The sequence below is a fragment of the Mycobacterium sp. genome, assembly GCF_044223235.1.
Classification (GTDB): domain Bacteria; phylum Actinomycetota; class Actinomycetes; order Mycobacteriales; family Mycobacteriaceae; genus Mycobacterium.
Map to the genome: position 1 here is coordinate 43017 of NZ_JBGAME010000019.1, position 17971 is coordinate 60987.

The 17971-nt window shown below is 68.6% G+C and carries 17 protein-coding genes; 15 read left to right on the forward strand and 2 right to left on the reverse strand.

The window, feature by feature from the left end:
• Window positions 1-34 precede the first annotated feature (34 nt).
• The 7 genes from ADBZ6K_RS19665 to proB all read left to right on the forward strand — a co-directional run bounded on the left by ADBZ6K_RS19665 (window position 35) and on the right by proB (window position 7730).
• Window positions 35-373 (forward strand): DUF4233 domain-containing protein, encoded by a 339-nt coding sequence (locus ADBZ6K_RS19665; protein WP_526349881.1) that lies wholly within the window; start codon window positions 35-37, stop codon window positions 371-373.
• An 81-nt stretch (window positions 374-454) separates the two neighbouring features.
• Window positions 455-865: a nucleoside-diphosphate kinase gene (ndk, locus tag ADBZ6K_RS19670; protein ID WP_526349764.1), complete on the forward strand. Its 411-nt coding sequence runs from the start codon at window positions 455-457 to the stop codon at window positions 863-865.
• A gap of 306 nt (window positions 866-1171) precedes the next feature.
• Window positions 1172-4315, forward strand: a complete 3144-nt coding sequence (gene rne / locus ADBZ6K_RS19675) for a ribonuclease E (protein ID WP_526349766.1) — start codon at window positions 1172-1174, stop codon at window positions 4313-4315.
• Window positions 4316-4478: 163 nt separating this feature from the next.
• Complete coding sequence (gene rplU, locus ADBZ6K_RS19680) at window positions 4479-4802, forward strand: 50S ribosomal protein L21 (protein ID WP_526349768.1); 324 nt, start codon at window positions 4479-4481, stop codon at window positions 4800-4802.
• 12 nt (window positions 4803-4814) lie between these two features.
• Window positions 4815-5081 carry a 50S ribosomal protein L27 gene (rpmA, locus tag ADBZ6K_RS19685; RefSeq protein WP_526349771.1) on the forward strand — a complete coding sequence of 89 codons (267 nt, stop codon included), beginning with the start codon at window positions 4815-4817 and terminating at the stop codon, window positions 5079-5081.
• Between the two features lie 76 nt (window positions 5082-5157).
• Window positions 5158-6603, forward strand: coding sequence for a GTPase ObgE (gene obgE / locus ADBZ6K_RS19690; RefSeq protein WP_526349773.1), 1446 nt, complete (start codon window positions 5158-5160; stop codon window positions 6601-6603).
• A complete protein-coding gene (gene proB, locus ADBZ6K_RS19695) occupies window positions 6603-7730 on the forward strand; it encodes a glutamate 5-kinase (protein ID WP_526349775.1) in 1128 nt (375 codons plus the stop codon). The genes obgE and proB overlap by 1 nt, the downstream gene beginning before the upstream one ends.
• On the opposite strand, the gene ADBZ6K_RS19700 is transcribed toward proB, so the two are convergent.
• Window positions 7703-8554, reverse strand: coding sequence for an NAD-dependent protein deacetylase (locus ADBZ6K_RS19700; protein WP_526349777.1), 852 nt, complete (start codon window positions 8552-8554; stop codon window positions 7703-7705). The two genes, proB and ADBZ6K_RS19700, sit on opposite strands and share 28 nt — an antisense overlap.
• Before the next feature lie 191 nt (window positions 8555-8745).
• On the opposite strand from ADBZ6K_RS19700, the gene ADBZ6K_RS19705 reads away from it, so the two are divergent.
• On the forward strand, window positions 8746-10800 hold the full coding sequence (locus tag ADBZ6K_RS19705; RefSeq protein ID WP_526349779.1) for an NAD(+) synthase: 2055 nt from the start codon (window positions 8746-8748) through the stop codon (window positions 10798-10800).
• Window positions 10801-10812: 12 nt separating this feature from the next.
• Here ADBZ6K_RS19705 and ADBZ6K_RS19710 read toward each other — a convergent pair whose 3' ends face one another.
• A complete protein-coding gene (locus tag ADBZ6K_RS19710) occupies window positions 10813-11682 on the reverse strand; it encodes a ribokinase (RefSeq protein ID WP_526349781.1) in 870 nt (289 codons plus the stop codon).
• A gap of 66 nt (window positions 11683-11748) precedes the next feature.
• On the opposite strand from ADBZ6K_RS19710, the gene ADBZ6K_RS19715 reads away from it, so the two are divergent.
• Genes ADBZ6K_RS19715 through octT form a run of 7 tightly spaced genes read left to right on the forward strand, consistent with a single transcriptional unit; the run spans window position 11749 to window position 17971 of the window.
• The gene (locus ADBZ6K_RS19715; RefSeq protein WP_526349784.1) at window positions 11749-13035 is read left to right on the forward strand and encodes a glutamate-5-semialdehyde dehydrogenase; all 1287 of its coding nucleotides are present in this window, start codon (window positions 11749-11751) and stop codon (window positions 13033-13035) included.
• A 28-nt stretch (window positions 13036-13063) separates the two neighbouring features.
• Window positions 13064-13948, forward strand: coding sequence for an AAA family ATPase (locus tag ADBZ6K_RS19720; protein WP_526349786.1), 885 nt, complete (start codon window positions 13064-13066; stop codon window positions 13946-13948).
• A complete protein-coding gene (locus ADBZ6K_RS19725) occupies window positions 13948-15396 on the forward strand; it encodes a vWA domain-containing protein (RefSeq protein ID WP_526349788.1) in 1449 nt (482 codons plus the stop codon). Before ADBZ6K_RS19720 ends, ADBZ6K_RS19725 begins: the two co-directional genes overlap by 1 nt.
• A gap of 46 nt (window positions 15397-15442) precedes the next feature.
• On the forward strand, window positions 15443-16093 hold the full coding sequence (gene nadD / locus ADBZ6K_RS19730) for a nicotinate-nucleotide adenylyltransferase (RefSeq protein WP_526349883.1): 651 nt from the start codon (window positions 15443-15445) through the stop codon (window positions 16091-16093).
• Window positions 16094-16153: 60 nt separating this feature from the next.
• Window positions 16154-16546 carry a ribosome silencing factor gene (rsfS, locus tag ADBZ6K_RS19735; protein ID WP_526349790.1) on the forward strand — a complete coding sequence of 131 codons (393 nt, stop codon included), beginning with the start codon at window positions 16154-16156 and terminating at the stop codon, window positions 16544-16546.
• Window positions 16543-17235, forward strand: a complete 693-nt coding sequence (gene gpgP / locus ADBZ6K_RS19740; protein WP_526349792.1) for a glucosyl-3-phosphoglycerate phosphatase — start codon at window positions 16543-16545, stop codon at window positions 17233-17235. The genes rsfS and gpgP overlap by 4 nt, the downstream gene beginning before the upstream one ends.
• Complete coding sequence (gene octT, locus ADBZ6K_RS19745; RefSeq protein WP_526349794.1) at window positions 17225-17971, forward strand: diglucosylglycerate octanoyltransferase; 747 nt, start codon at window positions 17225-17227, stop codon at window positions 17969-17971. The genes gpgP and octT overlap by 11 nt, the downstream gene beginning before the upstream one ends.

Genomic DNA, 17971 nt, shown 5'->3' on the forward strand with positions numbered 1-17971 from the left:
CGGACCCGATCCCTGGAAGAGCTTCCGCGGCGTCATGGCGGGCACGCTGATCCTGGAGGCCATCGTCGTGCTGCTGGCGCTGCCGGTGGTGGCCAACGCGTCAGGCGGTCTGAGTCCGTGGAGTGCGGGGTACCTGATCGGTCTGGCAGTCGTGATGGTGCTGCTGACGGGGCTGCAGGGGCGGCCATGGGCGATCTGGGTGAACCTCGGACTGCAGTTGGCGGTGATCGCGGGCGCCGTACTGCACGTGGGGGTGGGGTTCATCGGGGCGATATTCGCTGGGGTGTGGGCGCTGATCGCCTACCTGCGCACCGAGGTGAAACGACGGCAAGACCAAGGACTGCTGCCGGGCCAGCAGCTGCCGCCCGATTGATTACCGGTCTCGGCGTGAGCGGACCCGTGTCCGACGGCCTGATTCGCTCCTCAGGTCCGCGGGTCGGTACTGTTTGTCTCCGTGACCGAGCGGACTCTCGTACTGATCAAGCCCGACGGCGTGAAGCGCCGCTTCATCGGGGAGATCCTGAGCCGAATTGAACGTAAGGGCCTGACCATCGCGGCCCTCGAGCTCAAGAACGTCACCGATGACCTCGCCAGGCAGCACTACGCCGAGCACGAGGGCAAACCGTTCTTCCCTTCGCTGCTCGAGTTCATCACGTCGGGGCCGGTGGTGGCGGCCATCGTCGAGGGCCCGCGGGCGGTGGCGGCGTTCCGCCAGATCGCCGGCGGCACCGATCCCGTCGAGAAAGCCGTACCCGGGACGATCCGCGGTGACTTGGCGCTTGTCACTCAGGACAACCTCGTCCACGGTTCGGATTCACCCGAATCCGCGGAACGCGAAATCGAGCTCTGGTTCCCCGGCGTCTGAACGATCCGGGAGTCTCCCGCAGCGCCTGGTCAGTCCGGTACCCGCGATATGGGATACTGGTGCCGGGTTGTCGGCCTCACTCCGGGGCCCGGCCGCCCGAATGAAGACTCAGACGAGCGCGACCATCGCCCCGTGCGGTGTGGCGCCCACCGTCCAGCCATCATTCAGCCAGGCACCGAGGCGGTTCAACCGGAACCCACTCGGAGCGAGACCACAACAAGTCCGGGGAAAGCATCCCGGGCATAAGAGCGGAAGCCCTCGCGTGGCCGCGTCGACACGACGCGCCCGGGGGCTTGAGGAGAATACGTGGCCGACAATGAGAGTGCTCAAGCCCCGACCGAGGACCGATCAGAAGAGATCCAGCCGCCTGTGGGCCTGCCCGAGCGGCTGAGGGTCCATTCGCTGGCCAGGGTCCTGGGCACCACGAGCAAGCGGGTGCTCGACGCACTGGCCGAACTCGACGGACGTCAGCGCAGCGCGCACTCCACGGTCGACAAGACCGAGGCCGAGCGCGTCCGCGAGGTGTTGGACAAAGCCGAGGGCGGAGCTCCGCCGCAGGAGGCGGCTCCCGTCGAGGTCGCAACGCCCGAGGTCGCACCCGTCGGCGAGGCGCCGACGGACGTCGTGGTGGAGGTCGTCGTCGCGGACACGGCGTTCGCCCCGGACGTGGTTGCTGACGCTGTCGCTGAGGTTGCTGACGCTGTCGCTGAGGTTGTTGACGCTGTGGCTGAAGAAGTCGCGTACGCCTTCCCTGACGAACCTGTCGAAGTACCTGAAGAAGTATGGGTCGTCGAGGATCTCCCCGGCGCGGCCGAGTACGTGGTCGCCGACGAGCCGGAGTCCAGACTCATCCTCGAAACCGCCCCCCAGCCCGGTGGCGAACGCGCGGATTACCTGCCGCTGTTCGTGGCGCCTCAGCCGATCTCCTTCGACTCCGAGGAGGAAGAGGACGACGACGAGGACGACGACGCCGCGCTGGAGTCCGACGAGGATCAGGGTGAGCGTCCCGCCGCGCGCCGCAGGCGCCGTGGGCGTCGTGGCCGTGGTCGTGGCCGCGGCGAGCAGAGTGACGACGCGCCCGAGCGCGCGGAGGACGTGGGAGAGGATCGCGCCGAACCCTCCGACCAGGAATCCGATGAGGACTCCGACGACGAGGCCGGCGACGAAGACGCCGCAGGCACTGACGGTGGCACCCGTCGCCGCCGGCGTCGGCGCAGGCGCAAGTCGGGTGCCGGTGAGGACTCCGACAACGGCTCCGCGCCCGACGACCCGCCCAACACCGTGGTGCACGAACGCGAACCACGCCAGGGTGGTAAGGGTGACAAGTCCGACGCCGACGAGATTCAGGGCATCTCCGGGTCGACCCGGTTGGAGGCCAAACGTCAGCGGCGCCGCGACGGGCGTGACGCCGGACGGCGCCGTCCGCCGATTCTGTCGGAGGCCGAGTTCCTGGCCCGCCGCGAAGCCGTCGAGCGGGTCATGGTCGTGCGCGACAAAGTGCGCACCGAACCCCCGCACGAGGGTGCCCGCTACACCCAGATCGCGGTGCTCGAAGACGGGGTGGTGGTCGAGCACTTCGTGACATCGGCGGCGTCGGCGTCCCTGGTCGGCAATATCTACCTCGGCATCGTCCAGAACGTTCTCCCGTCGATGGAGGCGGCGTTCGTCGACATCGGCCGCGGCCGCAATGGTGTGCTGTACGCCGGCGAGGTGAACTGGGAGGCCGCCGGTCTGGGCGGGGCGAACCGCAGGATCGAGCAGGCCCTCAAACCCGGTGACTATGTCGTCGTGCAGGTCAGCAAGGATCCGGTGGGACACAAGGGTGCCAGGCTGACCACCCAGGTTTCCCTTGCGGGGCGCTACCTCGTCTACGTGCCCGGCGCGTCGTCGACGGGCATCAGCCGCAAGCTGCCCGATACCGAACGCCAGCGCCTGAAAGAGATCCTGCGTGAGGTGGTCCCCGCCGAGGCCGGCGTCATCATCCGCACTGCGTCCGAGGGCGTCAAGGAAGACGACATCCGCGCCGACGTGAATCGGCTGCAGGAACGCTGGACGAAGATCGAGGCCAAGGCGGGTGAGATCAAGGGCAAGGCGGCCGGCGCCGCGGTCCCGCTCTACGAGGAGCCCGATGTTCTGGTCAAGGTGATCCGCGACCTGTTCAACGAGGACTTCTCCGGCCTCATCGTGGCCGGTGACGACGCCTGGGACACCATCAACGCGTACGTGAACTCGGTCGCGCCAGACCTCGTCGGCCGCCTGACGAAGTACCAGCCCGCCGTGCCGTCCGGCGCCGGGACGGCCCCTGACGTTTTCGCGGTTCACCGCATCGACGAGCAGCTGACGAAGGCGATGGATCGCAAGGTGTGGCTGCCGTCAGGCGGCACTCTGGTGATCGACCGCACCGAGGCGATGACCGTCATCGACGTCAACACCGGCAAGTTCACCGGTTCCGGCGGGAACCTGGAGCAGACGGTGACCCGGAACAATCTCGAGGCGGCCGAGGAGATCGTGCGCCAGCTCCGGCTGCGCGACATCGGCGGCATCGTGGTGATCGACTTCATCGACATGGTGCTCGAATCCAACCGGGATCTGGTGCTGCGCCGCCTGACCGAGGCACTGGGCAGGGACCGGACTCGACATCAGGTTTCCGAGGTGACGTCGCTGGGGCTGGTGCAGTTGACGCGTAAGAAGTTGGGCACCGGGCTGATCGAGGCGTTCTCGACGGCCTGCCCGCACTGCGCGGGCCGGGGCATCCTGCTGCACGCCGATCCCGTCGACTCCGCGCAGCCGGTCACGCGCAAACCCGAGTCGAGTGGTCGCCGGGGCAAGAGGGGCAAGCGCGGTGGCAAGCTCGAGGATGTGCCGGTGGCCAAGGTGCCGAGCCATGCTCCCGGTGAGCACCCGATGTTCAAGGCGATGGCAGCGGCGAATGGCCGGCACGAGGATGACGACGAGTTCATCGACGCTCTGATTGTCGGCGACGCCGGACACATCGGGGGTGTCGCCGAGCAGGTCGCTCGTGATGTGGCCGAGGAGGATTTGGTCGACGATGACCTGGATGCCGACACCGATGAGGACGACACCGTAGACGACACCGACGAGGATGTCGAAGACGAGGACGACGTCGACGTCGACGATGAGGAGGACGTCGACGAGGACGCCGATGCCGAGTTCGACGACGCCGACGAGGACGACGACTCCGATGTCGAGGATGGCGAGGATGTCGAGGATGTTGAAATCGACCTGGACGCGGACGACGAGGACGAAGGCATCGACGATGACATCGAAGTTCTCGACGACGATTCCGAGCCCGAACCCGAGGCCCACGAGGACACCGGCGCCGACGACAGACATGCAACCGTCGGGCGGGTGATCGTGACCGCTCCACCGCGCCGTGCACGCCGCCGGGCCGCGGCGCGCCCCGCCGGCCCACCCGTCCATGGGGACTGACCGTGGCCGGTTGGGGCGCGGTTTGACCCTCTACCCGCTGCTCACGTAACCTTGAGCAGTTGTCGCCAGGCCCGGCCGGCGACAGCGGGATCTCAACGAGCCCGCGACACAGACCCGCTCGCGCACCGACCGGTAGCGCGCGCCCACGATACGAAGAGGAATGATGGCAGCCGAGAACGCCACATACGCAATCGTCAAGGCCGGTGGCAAGCAGTACAAGGTCGCCGTTGGCGACGTGGTCAAGGTCGAGAAGATCGACTCGGAACCGGGTGCGGAGGTCTCGCTACCGGTCGCGCTCGTCGTCAACGGAGCGACCGTCACCACCGACGCAGCGGATCTGGCCAAGGTGGCCGTCACCGGTGAGGTGCTCGAGCACACCAAGGGCCCCAAGATCCGTATCCACAAGTTCAAGAACAAGACCGGCTACCACAAGCGGCAGGGTCACCGTCAGCAGCTGACGGTCCTCAAGGTCACCGGCATCAAGTAGCAGGAGGCGAACATGGCACACAAAAAGGGCGCATCCAGCTCACGCAACGGTCGCGACTCCGCCGCCCAGCGGCTGGGCGTCAAGCGCTTCGGCGGTCAGACCGTCAAGGCCGGCGAGATTTTGGTGCGGCAGCGGGGTACTCATTTCCATCCCGGCACCAACGTCGGCCGCGGTGGCGATGACACGCTGTTCGCGAAAGCCCCCGGCGCTGTCGAGTTCGGCATCAAGCGTGGCCGCAAGACGATCAGCGTGGTGCGACCGCCCGCTGCCCAGGCCTAGGCTTCGCGACTGTAACGACACGGCGGGATCGCAAGCCTATTTCCCGCCATGACGTTACATTCGGAGGTTCATCGCAATGCCGCGCTTCGTAGACCGCGTCGTGATCCACGCGCGGGCGGGCAATGGCGGGAACGGCTGCGCGTCAGTCCATCGCGAGAAGTTCAAACCGCTCGGCGGCCCTGACGGCGGCAATGGCGGGCGCGGCGGAAGCATCGTGCTGGTTGTCGACCCGCAGGTTCACACGCTGCTCGACTTCCACTTCCATCCGCACGTCGTCGCCCCATCGGGCAAACAGGGTGCGGGCAGCAACCGCGACGGCGCCGCGGGTAACGACCTGGAGCTGAGGGTGCCCGACGGCACCGTGGTCCTCGACGAGCACGGCAGATTACTCGCGGACCTGATCGGGGCGGGCACCCGCTTCGAAGCCGCCGCGGGCGGGCGCGGCGGTCTGGGCAACGCTGCGTTGGCATCCCGTGCCCGCAAGGCGCCCGGATTCGCCCTTCTCGGCGAGAAGGGGAAGGCCCGCGATCTCACACTCGAGCTGAAGACCGTCGCCGATGTCGGGTTGATCGGTTTCCCCTCGGCGGGGAAGTCCTCGCTGGTGTCGGCCATATCGGCCGCCAAACCCAAGATCGCCGACTATCCGTTCACCACGCTGGTGCCCAACCTCGGTGTGGTGTCCGCCGGGGATCACACCTTCACCGTTGCCGATGTGCCCGGGCTGATCCCCGGCGCCTCCGAGGGCAGGGGGCTCGGCCTGGATTTCCTGCGCCACGTCGAGCGGTGCGCGGTGCTGGTTCACGTCGTCGACTGCGCGACGCTGGAACCGGGCCGCGACCCCATCTCCGACATCGAAGCGGTGGAAGCCGAACTCGCCGCGTATACGCCGACGCTGCAAGGCGATTCGACGCTGGGCGACTTGGCGGACCGGCCGCGGGCGGTGGTGCTCAACAAGATCGACGTGCCGGATGCCCGTGAGCTGGCCGAGTTCGTCCGCGATGAAGTGGCCCGCCGGTTCGGCTGGCCGGTCTTCGAGGTGTCGACCGTCGCGCGTATCGGGCTGCGCCCGTTGACCTTCGCGCTGTGGGACATGGTGTCGGCCTACCGCGAGTCGCAGCCCGCGATCGCGCCGCGGCGCCCCGTCATCCGGCCTGTCCCCGTCGACGAGAGCGGTTTCACCGTCCAGTCCGACGGGCAGGGCGGCTTCGTGGTGCGGGGCACCCGGCCCGAACGATGGATCGGGCAAACGGATTTCGACAACGACGAGGCCGTGGGCTACCTGGGCGACCGGCTTGCCCGGCTCGGCGTCGAGGACGAATTGCTGCGGCTCGGTGCGCGACCGGGTTGTGCCGTCACCATCGGCGACATGACCTTCGACTGGGACCCGCAGACACCGGCAGGCGTCGACCTGCCGATGTCCGGCCGCGGCACCGACACCCGCCTGGAACAGACCGACCGCACCTCGGCCGCCGAACGCAAGGCCGCCCGCCAGGAGCGCCGCAGGCCAGGCGGTGAATCGTGATGGGCGCCTCGGCGGTGTCGGTGCACCGCGAAACCATCCGTACGGCCCGCAGCATCGTCGTCAAGATCGGCACCACGGCGCTGACCACGCCGGCCGGGGTGTTCGACGCAGGCCGGCTGCAATACCTGGTCGACGCGATCGAGGCCAGGATGGAGGCGGGTTCCGACGTGGTCATCGTGTCCTCTGGCGCGATCGCGGCGGGTATCGAACCGCTCGGCCTGACCAAACGGCCCGCGGATCTGGCTACCAAGCAGGCCGCGGCCAGCGTCGGACAGGTCGCGTTGGTCAACTCGTGGAGTGCGGCCTTCGCCCGGTACAACCGCACCGTCGGTCAGGTGTTGCTGACCGCCCACGACATCTCGATGCGGGTGCAGCACAACAACGCCCAGCGCACGCTGGACCGGCTGCGCGCCCTGCATGCCGTCGCGATCGTCAACGAGAACGACACCGTGGCGACCAACGAGATCCGATTCGGCGACAACGACCGGCTCTCGGCGCTGGTCTCGCATCTCGTCGGAGCAGACGCGCTGGTGCTGCTGTCCGACATCGACGGGCTCTACGACGGCGATCCGCGCAAAGCGTCCGCCGATCAGCCCGCCCGGTTCATCCGCGAGGTGGCGCGGCCCGACGACCTCGACGGTGTAATCGCCGGGCGGGGTAGCCATCTGGGGACCGGCGGGATGGCATCCAAGCTGTCCTCTGCGCTGTTGGCCGCGGACGCAGGTGTTCCGGTGCTGCTCGCGGCCGCGGCGGATGCGGCGACCGCGTTGTCCGACGCCTCGGTCGGCACAGTGTTCGCACCGCGCGCCGAGCGGATGTCGGCCCGTCGGTTCTGGGTGCGGTACGCCGCGGAGTCCACCGGGGCGTTGACGCTGGACGAAGGCGCTGTGCGTGCCGTTGTGCGGCAACGCCGTTCCCTGCTGCCCGCCGGGATCACCGGGCTGACCGGACGGTTCTACGGCGGCGACGTGGTGGAGTTGCGGGCGCAGGACACGACCACGGTGGCCCGTGGTGTGGTGAACTACGACGCGGGTGAGCTGGCCACCATGCTGGGCCGCTCAACGTCCGAACTACCCGCCGAGCTACGCAGGCCCGCCGTTCACGCCGACGATCTGGTGGCCGTCTGAGCGATTGCGGGCAGTTCGTCGGCCAGCAGCGCGAGCATCGGTGAGCAGCCGTTGTCGATCTTGACGTCGGCCAGGTCGTCGCCCCTGGTCGGCCCACGGTTGACGATGGCGACTGGGATACCCAGTGCCGCGGCGTGGCGGACGAAACGGTAGCCCGAATACACCGTCAATGACGAGCCGGCGACAAGCAGTGCATCTGCGTCGTCGAACAACGAATAGGCTTGTTCCACACGGTATTTCGGCACATTCTCGCCGAAGTAGACGATGTCGGGCTTGAGCATGCCCGCGCAGGCCGGACAGTCCACGATCCGAAACGACGAGGTGTCGTGCACGACGGCGTCGGCGTCGGGGGCCACCGCGATTCCGCCGACCGCCCCTGCGCGGTCCAGGAAGCCGGGATTAGCCGCCTCGAGCAGGTCGGCGAGCGCTGTACGGGACATGGTGCGCCCGCAGTCCAGACACGCCGCCTGGGCGTAGGTGCCGTGCAGGTTCACCACCGTGCGGCTGCCGGCCTTGGTGTGTAGTAGGTCGACGTTCTGCGTGATCAGCCCCGTCACCACCCCGGCTTGTTCCAGAGTGGCCAGCGCGCGGTGCCCGGCGTTGGGCCTGGTCTGGTCCATGTGCCGCCAGCCGAGGTGATTGCGGGCCCAGTAGCGCTGCCGGAACACCGGATCCGACGTGAACTGCCGAATGGTCATCGGATTGCTCGGCGGCGAGTCGGGGCCGCGATAGTCGGGGATGCCCGAATCGGTGGACATTCCGGCGCCGGTCAGCACGACCAGCCGCCGTCCCTGCAACAGGGTGACGAGTTCCGGGGCTTCCACGCCATCGAGGGTATGCGACCCGGCCTCAGTCGCCGGATCGGGGCTGGTCAGGGTCGTCCTGGGCGTCGGCCCGCGGGTAGGTGTCCCACACTCGAGCAGGGTCGGACGGGACAGCGGGTGGCCGGCTGAGCCACCCCGGATATCGACGCCTGCCGCGTCGCGAGCGCCCTCAGGGGCCAGAATGAGACACGATGAACTTCTACTCGGTGTATCGGCACGGTTTCGTGCGCGTGGCCGCCTGTACACACCACACCACCCTCGCCGACCCCGCGGCCAACGCGGATTCGGTGCTGGGGCTGGCCCGCGATTGCCATGACGACGGCGTCGGGCTCGCGGTGTTTCCCGAGCTGACGCTGTCGGGCTATTCGATCGAGGACATCCTGATGCAGGATGCGCTTCTCGAGGCGGTCGAAACCGCGCTCCTCGACGTCGTGTCCGCTTCGGCGGACCTCCTTCCCGTGCTGGTTGTCGGGGCGCCGCTGCGCCATCTGCACCGCATCTACAACACTGCCGCGGTCATCCACCGCGGCCGGCTGCTGGGCGTCGCACCGAAGTCCTACCTGCCGACCTACCGGGAGTTCTACGAACACCGCCAAGTCGCCGCCGGTGACCTGGAGAGCGGCGTGATCCGGGTCGGCGGCGCCAACGTCCCGTTCGGACCGGATTTGTTGTTCGCCGCCTCTGACATCCCGGGCTTCGTGCTGCACGTGGAGATCTGTGAGGACATGTTCGTCCCCGTCCCGCCCAGCGCGGAGGCGGCGCTGGCGGGCGCGACGGTCCTGGCCAATCTGTCCGGCAGCCCCATCACCATCGGCCGGGCCGAGGACCGCAGCCTGCTGGCGAGGTCGGCCTCCGCGCGCTGCCTGGCTGCATACATCTACGCCGCCGCGGGCGAGGGTGAGTCCACGACCGACCTGTCCTGGGACGGACAGACGATGATCTGGGAGAACGGGACGCTTCTCGCGCAGTCCGAGCGTTTCCCGAGGGGGGAGCGGCGCTCTGTCGCGGACGTCGACCTGGAATTACTGCGGGCCGAACGTCTGCGCATGGGCACCTTCGACGACAACCGCAGGCATCACGGCATCACCGTAGACTCCTTCAGGACGGTCGAATTCGAGCTGAATCCGCCCGCCGGCGACATCGGCCTTCGCCGCGAGGTCGAGCGGTTCCCCTTTGTGCCCTCCGATCCCGCACGGCTGCAACAGGATTGCTATGAGGCCTACAACATCCAAGTGTCCGGCCTTGAACAGCGGCTGCGGGCACTGAACTTCCCGAAGGTGGTGCTGGGGGTATCGGGCGGGCTGGATTCGACGCACGCGCTGATCGTCGCCGCCCGCGCGATGGATCGTGAGGGCAGGCCGCGCAGCGACATTCTGGCGTTCACGCTGCCTGGATTCGCGACCGGCGAGCGCACCAAGTCCAATGCCACCCGCCTGGCCGAGTCGTTGGGGGTGACGTTCGAGACGATCGACATCAGGCCGACCGCCGAGCTGATGTTGTCCGAGATGGGTCACCCGTTCTCCCGCGGTGAGAAGGTCTACGACGTCACCTTCGAGAACGTGCAGGCCGGTCTGCGCACCGATTACCTGTTCCGGCTTGCCAATCAGCGCGGCGGGATCGTCCTGGGTACCGGCGACCTGTCCGAACTCGCCCTCGGCTGGTCGACATACGGCGTGGGCGATCAGATGTCGCACTACAACGTCAACGGCGGCGTGCCGAAGACGCTGATACAGCACCTCATTCGCTGGGTCATCTCGTCGCACCAGTTCGGCGCCGAGGCAGACAACCCGATCAACGCCGCACTGCGATCCGTGCTGGACACCGAGATCACCCCGGAGCTGGTGCCAACCGCCGAGGGTGAGCAGGTGCAGAGCAGCGAGGCGAAGGTCGGACCCTATGCGCTGCAGGATTTTTCGCTGTTCAACGTGCTTCGCTTCGGGTTCCGGCCGTCGAAGGTGGCCTTCCTGGCTTGGCACGCGTGGGGAGACGCCACCTGCGGCGACTGGCCGCCCGGGTATCCCGTCGAGAACCGGCCCGCATACTCGCTCAAGGAGATCCGGCACTGGCTGGCCGTCTTCGCGCAGCGGTTCTACTCGTTCAGCCAGTTCAAGCGCTCGGCACTGCCCAACGGGCCCAAGGTGTCCGCGGGCGGATCGCTCTCGCCGCGGGGGGATTGGCGGGCACCTTCAGACATGTCGGCGCGCACCTGGCTCGAGGAGATCGAACGCGACATCCCGTCGGAGTGAACGCCGCCGACGCTACATCCGCCAGCGCGCCATCGCGGCGTCGATCGCAGGGGCTTCGGGGGCGCAGTCACCGGCCCCATGCCGCTGCGTCGACAAGGCCGCGGCGACGCAGGCCCGGCTCAGCGCCTTCTCGTGTCCACCCGGCCAGGCCGCAGCGAGGACCCCGGCGAACACGTCACCCGCCCCGGTTGTGTCAACCGCGTCGACCGCGGGCGCGGACACGTCGAACCGCTCGTCCCGACCTAGGTAACTGGCGCCGCGTGAGCCACGGGTGATCACCAGATGCGTTACCGGCCAATGCCATTCGCGAGCCTCGGCCTCGTTGACGACGACGATGTCGGCCAGCTCTGCCAGGGCCAGCAAATCGTGGGGCCGCGCGCCCGCCGGTGAAGCATTGACCATGACCAGCGCGCCGGCGGATTTGGCGATGCGGGCCGCCGCGATGGCCGTCGGGACCGGAATCTCCAACTGCATCAACAGGATGTCGCTGGCCGAGATGGCGACATAGGCGTCGGGCGAGTCGACCGTGAGGTGGGCATTGGCGCCCGGCGCGACGACGATCGCGTTCTCGGCCCGTTCATCCACCATGATGACGGCGGCACCGCTGGTGCCCGGCAGGCTCATCACCGCGTCCAGGCCGACCGCGTTGGCGTTGAGGTGGATGCGCAGCCGGTCGGCCGCCTGATCCTCGCCCAGCGCCGCGACCAGCTGCACCGCCGCCCCGGCCCGCGCCGCGGCCACCGCCTGGTTGCCGCCCTTTCCGCCGGGCGCGTGCGACACCGAGGACGCCAGCACGGTCTGCCCCGGCCGCGGCAGCGTTTTCACGACGAACGTCACATCGGCGTTGACACTGCCGACCACACAGACCCGGGGCAACCCCATGGTCTGTAACGCTAGTCCAGTGCTGACACCCGCCGCGGCCGCTTTCGGGTCCGATACGCTGGGCGGATGAGTGTGCAAGCAGAGCCGCTGCCGACCTCGTCCCCGACCACCGCCGCCGCTGACGACCCCGAGGCGCTGCGCCGCGCGGTCCACGACGCCGCCCGGCGCGCCAGAAAAGCCGCCCGCGCGCTGGCCACTCTGAGCACGGCCACCAAGGACCAGGCCCTGCACGCTGCGGCCGACGCCGTGCTGGCCCGCACCCATCAGATCCTGGCGGCCAACGCCGCCGACCTCGACGGTGCGCGCGCGGCGGGCACGTCCGAGGCGATGCTCGACCGGCTGGCGCTCAACCCGCGGCGCGTCGACGGGATCGCCGCGGGGCTGCGCCAGGTTGCCGGGCTGCCCGATCCCGTCGGCGAGGTGCTGCGGGGACGCACCCTGCCCAACGGCCTGCAGCTGCGCCAGCAGCGGGTGCCGCTGGGCGTGGTCGGCATCGTCTACGAGGGCAGGCCGAACGTGACCGTCGATGCGTTCGGGCTGACACTGAAGTCCGGCAACGCCGTCCTGCTGCGGGGCAGTTCGTCGGCCGCGCACTCCAACGACGCGTTGGTCGCCGCGTTGCGCAACGCGCTGCTCGGCGAGGGCCTTCCGCCCGATGCGGTGCAGCTGCTGCCCAGCCACGATCGGGCCAGCGTCACCCACCTGATCCGGGCCCGCGGACTCGTCGACGTGGTCATCCCGCGCGGGGGGGCGGGCCTGATCGATGCGGTCGTGCGGGACGCGCAGGTGCCGACCATCGAGACCGGTGTCGGGAACTGCCACGTCTATGTCCACGAGACCGCGGATCTCGATGTGGCCGAACGGATCCTGCTCAACTCCAAGACCCGCAGGCCCAGCGTGTGCAACGCCGCCGAATCGCTGCTCGTGGACGCGTCGATCGCCGACCGCGCGGTGCCCCGGCTGGTGGGCGCACTGCAGGCTGCCGGTGTGACGGTGCACACCGATCCGTCCGAGGAGGAGCTGCGCGCCGAGTTCCTGTCGATGGATATCGCGCTGGCGGTCGTGGACGGGCTGGACGCGGCCATCGCCCACGTCAACGAGTACGGCACCGGGCACACCGAAGCCATCGTGGCAACGGATCTCGCAGCGGCCCAACGGTTTACCGAGCAGGTCGACGCCGCCGCGGTGATGGTCAACGCATCCACCTCGTTCACCGACGGTGAGCAGTTCGGTTTCGGCGCCGAGATCGGCATCTCCACGCAGAAGTTGCACGCCCGCGGACCGATGGGTCTGCCAGAATTGACGTCGACGAAGTGGATCGTGTGGGGCGACGGCCAAACCCGTCCCGCTTGACCGACCGGACCAGGACAGGACCCAACCGATGAGCGTGCCCGCACGCTCGGCACCGCTGTTCGCCGACATCGATGATGTCGTCACGCGGCTGGCCGAGACCGGCTATCTGGCCGACACCGCGACCGCAACGGCGGTGTTCCTGGCCGACAGGCTCGGCAAACCGTTGCTGGTGGAGGGGCCCGCCGGGGTCGGCAAGACCGAACTGGCGCGCGCGGTAGCTCAGGCCACCGGCTCCGGTCTGGTGCGGCTGCAGTGCTACGAGGGGGTGGATGAGGCACGCGCGCTGTACGAGTGGAACCACGCCAAGCAGATCCTGCGCATCCAGGCCGGCTCACGTGAGGGTGGCGATTGGGACCAGACCAAGACCGACGTCTTCTCCGAAGAGTTCCTGCTCGCGCGACCCCTGCTGACCGCGATCCGCCGAACCGAGCCGACGGTGTTGCTGGTCGACGAGACCGACAAGGCCGACATCGAGATCGAGGGCCTGCTGCTCGAAGTGCTCAGCGACTTCGCGGTGACCGTCCCCGAATTGGGCACCATCACCGCGCGTCGGCCCCCGTTCGTCGTGCTCACCTCCAACGCCACCAGGGAGCTGTCCGAGGCGCTCAAGCGACGGTGTCTGTTCCTGCACATCGACTTTCCCGATCCGGACCTGGAACGGCGGATCCTGCTGTCGCGGGTGCCGGAACTACCCGAGCGGCTGGCCGAGGAGCTGGTGCGCATCGTCGGTGTGTTACGCGGGATGCAGCTCAAGAAGCTGCCGTCGGTCGCCGAGACCATCGACTGGGGCCGCACGGTGCTGGCGCTGGGCTTCGACACCATCGACGATGCCATGGTCGCCGCGACGCTGGGGGTCGTGCTCAAGCATCAGTCCGATCAGCAACGCGCGGGCGCCGAGCTCAGGCTGAACTGATGGCCGCCGCCAGGCGGGTGTGCCCGCCGCAGCCGCTGGCCCCGCACGGCCTGCCCGGTCACCTGGTCGAGTTCGTCGAAGCGCTGCGCGCGCACGGCATTTCGGTGGGTCCGTCGGAGACGGTGGACGCAGGCAAGGTGATGGCCGAACTCGGCCTGGGCGACCGTGCGGTGTTGCGCGAGGGGATTGCCTGCGCGGTGCTGCGGCGCCCCGATCACCGTGAGACCTACGACGCGGTGTTCGACCTGTTCTTCCCCGCGGCACTGGGGTCACGGACGGTGCTGCCGGACGATAGCGACGATGGCGACGGGGCAGGGGCGCCGGCGTCCGCCGATATCGAGACGATGCGCGCCGCGCTGGTCGAGTTGCTCACCGCCAACTCCGATGTCGCGGACCTCGACGACCGGCTGGCCTCGATGGTCGCCCGGATCGTCGAGGCCTACGGCCGGTACAGCACCACCCGCGGCCCGTCCTATTCGTCGTATCAGGCGCTCAAGGCGATGAACCTCGACGATCTGGAAGGCCGCCTGCTGGCGGGTCTGCTCGCGCCGTACGGTGAAGGGCCGACGCCGACCCAGGAGCAGATCGCCAAAGCGATCGCAGCCCAGAGGATCTCGCAGCTGCGCAAGCTGGTGGACGCGGAGACCAGACGGCGCAGCGCCGAACAGCTGGGCCGCGAACACGTGCAGAGGTACGGGGTACCCCAACTGGCCGAGAACGTCGAGTTCCTGCGGGCCTCCGGTGAGCAGCTGCGCCAGATGCGGCGGGTGGTGGCGCCGCTGGCGCGGATGCTGGCCACCCGACTGGCCGTGAAGCGGCGCCGGTCGCGGGCGGGGGAGATCGACCTGCGCAAGACGCTGCGCAAGTCGATGTCGACGGGTGGGGTGCCGATCGACCTGGTGCTCAAGAAGCCGCACCCCGCGCGGCCGGAGCTGGTGGTGCTGTGCGACGTGTCCGGCTCTGTGGCCGGCTTCAGTCACTTCACGCTGCTGCTCGTGCATGCGCTGCGCCAACAGTTCTCCCGGGTCCGGGTGTTCGCCTTCATCGACACGACCGACGAGGTGACCGCCCTGTTCGGACCGGACGCCGACCTTGCCGTGGCGATCCAGCGCATCACCAGGGAGGCCGGCGTCTACACCCGCGATGGGCACTCCGACTACGGCAACGCGTTCGTGTCGTTCCTGGAGAAGTACCCTGCGGCACTGTCGCCGCGCAGCTCACTGCTGGTCCTTGGCGACGGGCGTAACAACTATCGCAAGGCGGAGGCCGACCTGCTGGGCCGCATGGTCAGCGCCAGCAGGCACGCGCACTGGCTCAATCCGGAGCCCAAAAACCTGTGGGGCACCGGCGACTCGGCGGTCCCCCGGTACCGCGACATCATCACCATGCACGAATGCCGGTCGGCCAAACAGCTCGCCGCAGTCATCGACGAGCTGTTGCCGGTGTGACCGGGGCGTCCCCGTAAGCTGGCTGGTTGTGCAATCTCCACGCAGGCTGGGCGTGATGGGTGGGACGTTCGATCCCATCCACAACGGTCACCTGGTCGCGGCCAGCGAGGTGGCCGATCTGTTCGACCTCGACGAGGTGGTGTTCGTCCCGACGGGGCAGCCCTGGCAGAAGCACCACCGGTACGTCACCGCGGCCGAGGACCGCTACCTGATGACCGTCATCGCGACCGCCTCCAACCCGCGGTTCTCGGTGAGCCGCGTCGACATCGACAGGGGCGGACCCACCTACACCAGAGACACTTTGCGCGACCTGCGCGCCCTCAACCCCGGCACGGACCTGTACTTCATCACCGGCGCCGACGCGCTGGCGTCCATCCTGACCTGGCAGGACTGGGAGGAGATGTTCTCACTCGCCCGATTCGTGGGCGTAAACAGGCCGGGCTACGACCTCGACGGCGAGCACGTCGCGTCGGCGCTGGACGAACTGCCCCCCGACGCGCTGACCCTGGTGGAGGTGCCTGCGCTGGCGATCTCGTCGACCGACTGCCGGGAGCGCGCCGGCGAGGCCAGGCCGATCTGGTACCTGGTGCCCGACGGTGTGGTGCAGTACGTCGCCAAACGCAGGCTCTACGAGGGACACGGGGGGCGGAAAGGAGCCGAGGTGACCGACGAGCGCTTGCGCGAGGAGCCGACATGACCGACGAGCGCTTGCGCGAGGAGCCGACATGACCGACGAGCGCTTGCGCGAGGAGCCGAAATGACCGCCACTGACGAGGCGATTCGGATGGCCGGGGTCGCTGCGCGCGCGGCGGCGTCCAAATTGGCCGATGATGTGGTCGTCATCGACGTTTCGGGGCAGCTCGTCATCACCGACTGTTTCGTGATCGCCTCGGCGTCCAACGAACGCCAGGTCAACGCGATCGTCGATGAGGTGGAGGACAAGATGCGGCTGGGCGGGTACAAGCCCGCCCGGCGCGAAGGTGCCAGGGAAGGACGGTGGACGTTGCTCGACTATGTCGACGTCGTGGTGCACATCCAGCATCAGGACGAACGCAACTTCTACGCCCTGGATCGACTGTGGCGGGACTGCCCGGTTGTTCCCGTCGATCTCGATGCTCACGGGGACAAGGATCGGGACGGCCGCCGATGAGCGTGCGCCGACTGGTCATGCTGCGGCATGGCCAGACCGACTACAACGCCGGCAGCCGGATGCAGGGCCAGCTCGACACCGACCTCAGCGACCTGGGCCGCGAGCAGGCGGTGGCGGCCGCCGAGGTGCTCGCCAAGCGGCAGCCCCTGCTCATCGTGTCGTCGGACCTGCGCCGTGCCCTGGACACCGCCGTGGCGCTGGGTGAGCGCTCCGGGTTGTCGGTGCAGGTCGATACCCGGCTGCGGGAGACCCACCTGGGCGACTGGCAGGGACTCACCCACCTGGAGGTCGACGCGATGGCTCCTGGCGCTCGGCTGGCCTGGCGTGACGATGCGCGCTGGGCCCCGCACGGCGGCGAGAGCCGCATCGATGTCGCCGCGCGCGGCCTGCCGGTGGTGGCCGAGCTGGTCGCGAGCCAGCCGGAATGGGGATCTGACCGAGGTGGCGCCGAGCCGGACCGGCCGCTGGTCCTCGTTGCGCACGGCGGGTTGATCGCCGCGCTGACCGCGGCGCTGCTCGATCTGCCGGTCGACAACTGGCCTGCGCTGGGCGGCATGGGCAACGCCAGCTGGGTGCAGCTGTCGGGTCACAGCCGGGCGGGCGGCCCATCCGACGCCCAACTCGAGGGAATCCGATGGCGGCTGGACGTGTGGAACGCCTCGGCGCAGGTCGCCAACGATGTCCTGTGAACGTGCCGCACCGGTCCTTTTGGTCTTCGCCGACTCGCTGGCCTACTACGGGCCCGCAGGCGGGTTGCCCGCCGACGATCGCAGGATCTGGCCCAACATCGTGGCAGGCGAGCTCGGCTGGGACCTCGAACTGGTAGGGCGCATTGGATGGACCTGCCGCGACGTCTGGTGGGCGGCGACACAGGATCCGAGGGCGTGGGCGGCGCTGCCGCGCGCCGGGGCGGTGGTGTTCGCGACGGGGGGAATGGACTCGTTGCCTTCGCCACTGCCGACCGCGATGCGTGAACTGATCCGCTACCTCCGGCCGCCGGCGTTACGGCGCTGGGTGCGCGACGGCTACGGTTGGGTGCAGCCGCGGCTGTCGCCGATCGCCCGCCCCGCGCTGCCGCCCCACCTGAGTGCGGAGTATCTCGAAATGACCCGTGGCGCAATTGATTTCAACCGACCAGGGATACCCATCGTGGCCTGTTTGCCGTCCGTGCACATCGCCGAGACCTATGGCAAGGCCCACCACGGCCGCGCGGGAACGGTCAGGGCGATCACCGCGTGGGCCGACCGCCACGACGTGCCGCTGGTCGATCTGAAGGCCGCGGTGGGCGAACACATCACCAGCGGCAGGGGTAACCCCGACGGGATCCACTGGAACTTCGACGCGCACCGGGCCGTGGCCGACCTGATGCTCAAAGCTCTCGCGCAGAGCGGCGTCGAGGCGGCGCCGTCGCATCCGGTGGACTAG

Coding starts and splice junctions, on each gene's coding strand:
- ADBZ6K_RS19665 (WP_526349881.1), top strand. CDS start 35: ATGGCGGGCACGCTGATCCTGGAGGCCATCGTCGTGCTGCTGGCGCTG.
- rplU (WP_526349768.1), top strand. CDS start 4,479: ATGGCAGCCGAGAACGCCACATACGCAATCGTCAAGGCCGGTGGCAAG.
- rpmA (WP_526349771.1), top strand. CDS start 4,815: ATGGCACACAAAAAGGGCGCATCCAGCTCACGCAACGGTCGCGACTCC.
- obgE (WP_526349773.1), top strand. CDS start 5,158: ATGCCGCGCTTCGTAGACCGCGTCGTGATCCACGCGCGGGCGGGCAAT.
- proB (WP_526349775.1), top strand. CDS start 6,603: ATGGGCGCCTCGGCGGTGTCGGTGCACCGCGAAACCATCCGTACGGCC.
- ADBZ6K_RS19705 (WP_526349779.1), top strand. CDS start 8,746: ATGAACTTCTACTCGGTGTATCGGCACGGTTTCGTGCGCGTGGCCGCC.
- ADBZ6K_RS19710 (WP_526349781.1), bottom strand. CDS start 11,682: ATGGGGTTGCCCCGGGTCTGTGTGGTCGGCAGTGTCAACGCCGATGTG.
- ADBZ6K_RS19715 (WP_526349784.1), top strand. CDS start 11,749: ATGAGTGTGCAAGCAGAGCCGCTGCCGACCTCGTCCCCGACCACCGCC.
- ADBZ6K_RS19720 (WP_526349786.1), top strand. CDS start 13,064: ATGAGCGTGCCCGCACGCTCGGCACCGCTGTTCGCCGACATCGATGAT.
- ADBZ6K_RS19725 (WP_526349788.1), top strand. CDS start 13,948: ATGGCCGCCGCCAGGCGGGTGTGCCCGCCGCAGCCGCTGGCCCCGCAC.
- rsfS (WP_526349790.1), top strand. CDS start 16,154: ATGACCGCCACTGACGAGGCGATTCGGATGGCCGGGGTCGCTGCGCGC.
- gpgP (WP_526349792.1), top strand. CDS start 16,543: ATGAGCGTGCGCCGACTGGTCATGCTGCGGCATGGCCAGACCGACTAC.
- octT (WP_526349794.1), top strand. CDS start 17,225: ATGTCCTGTGAACGTGCCGCACCGGTCCTTTTGGTCTTCGCCGACTCG.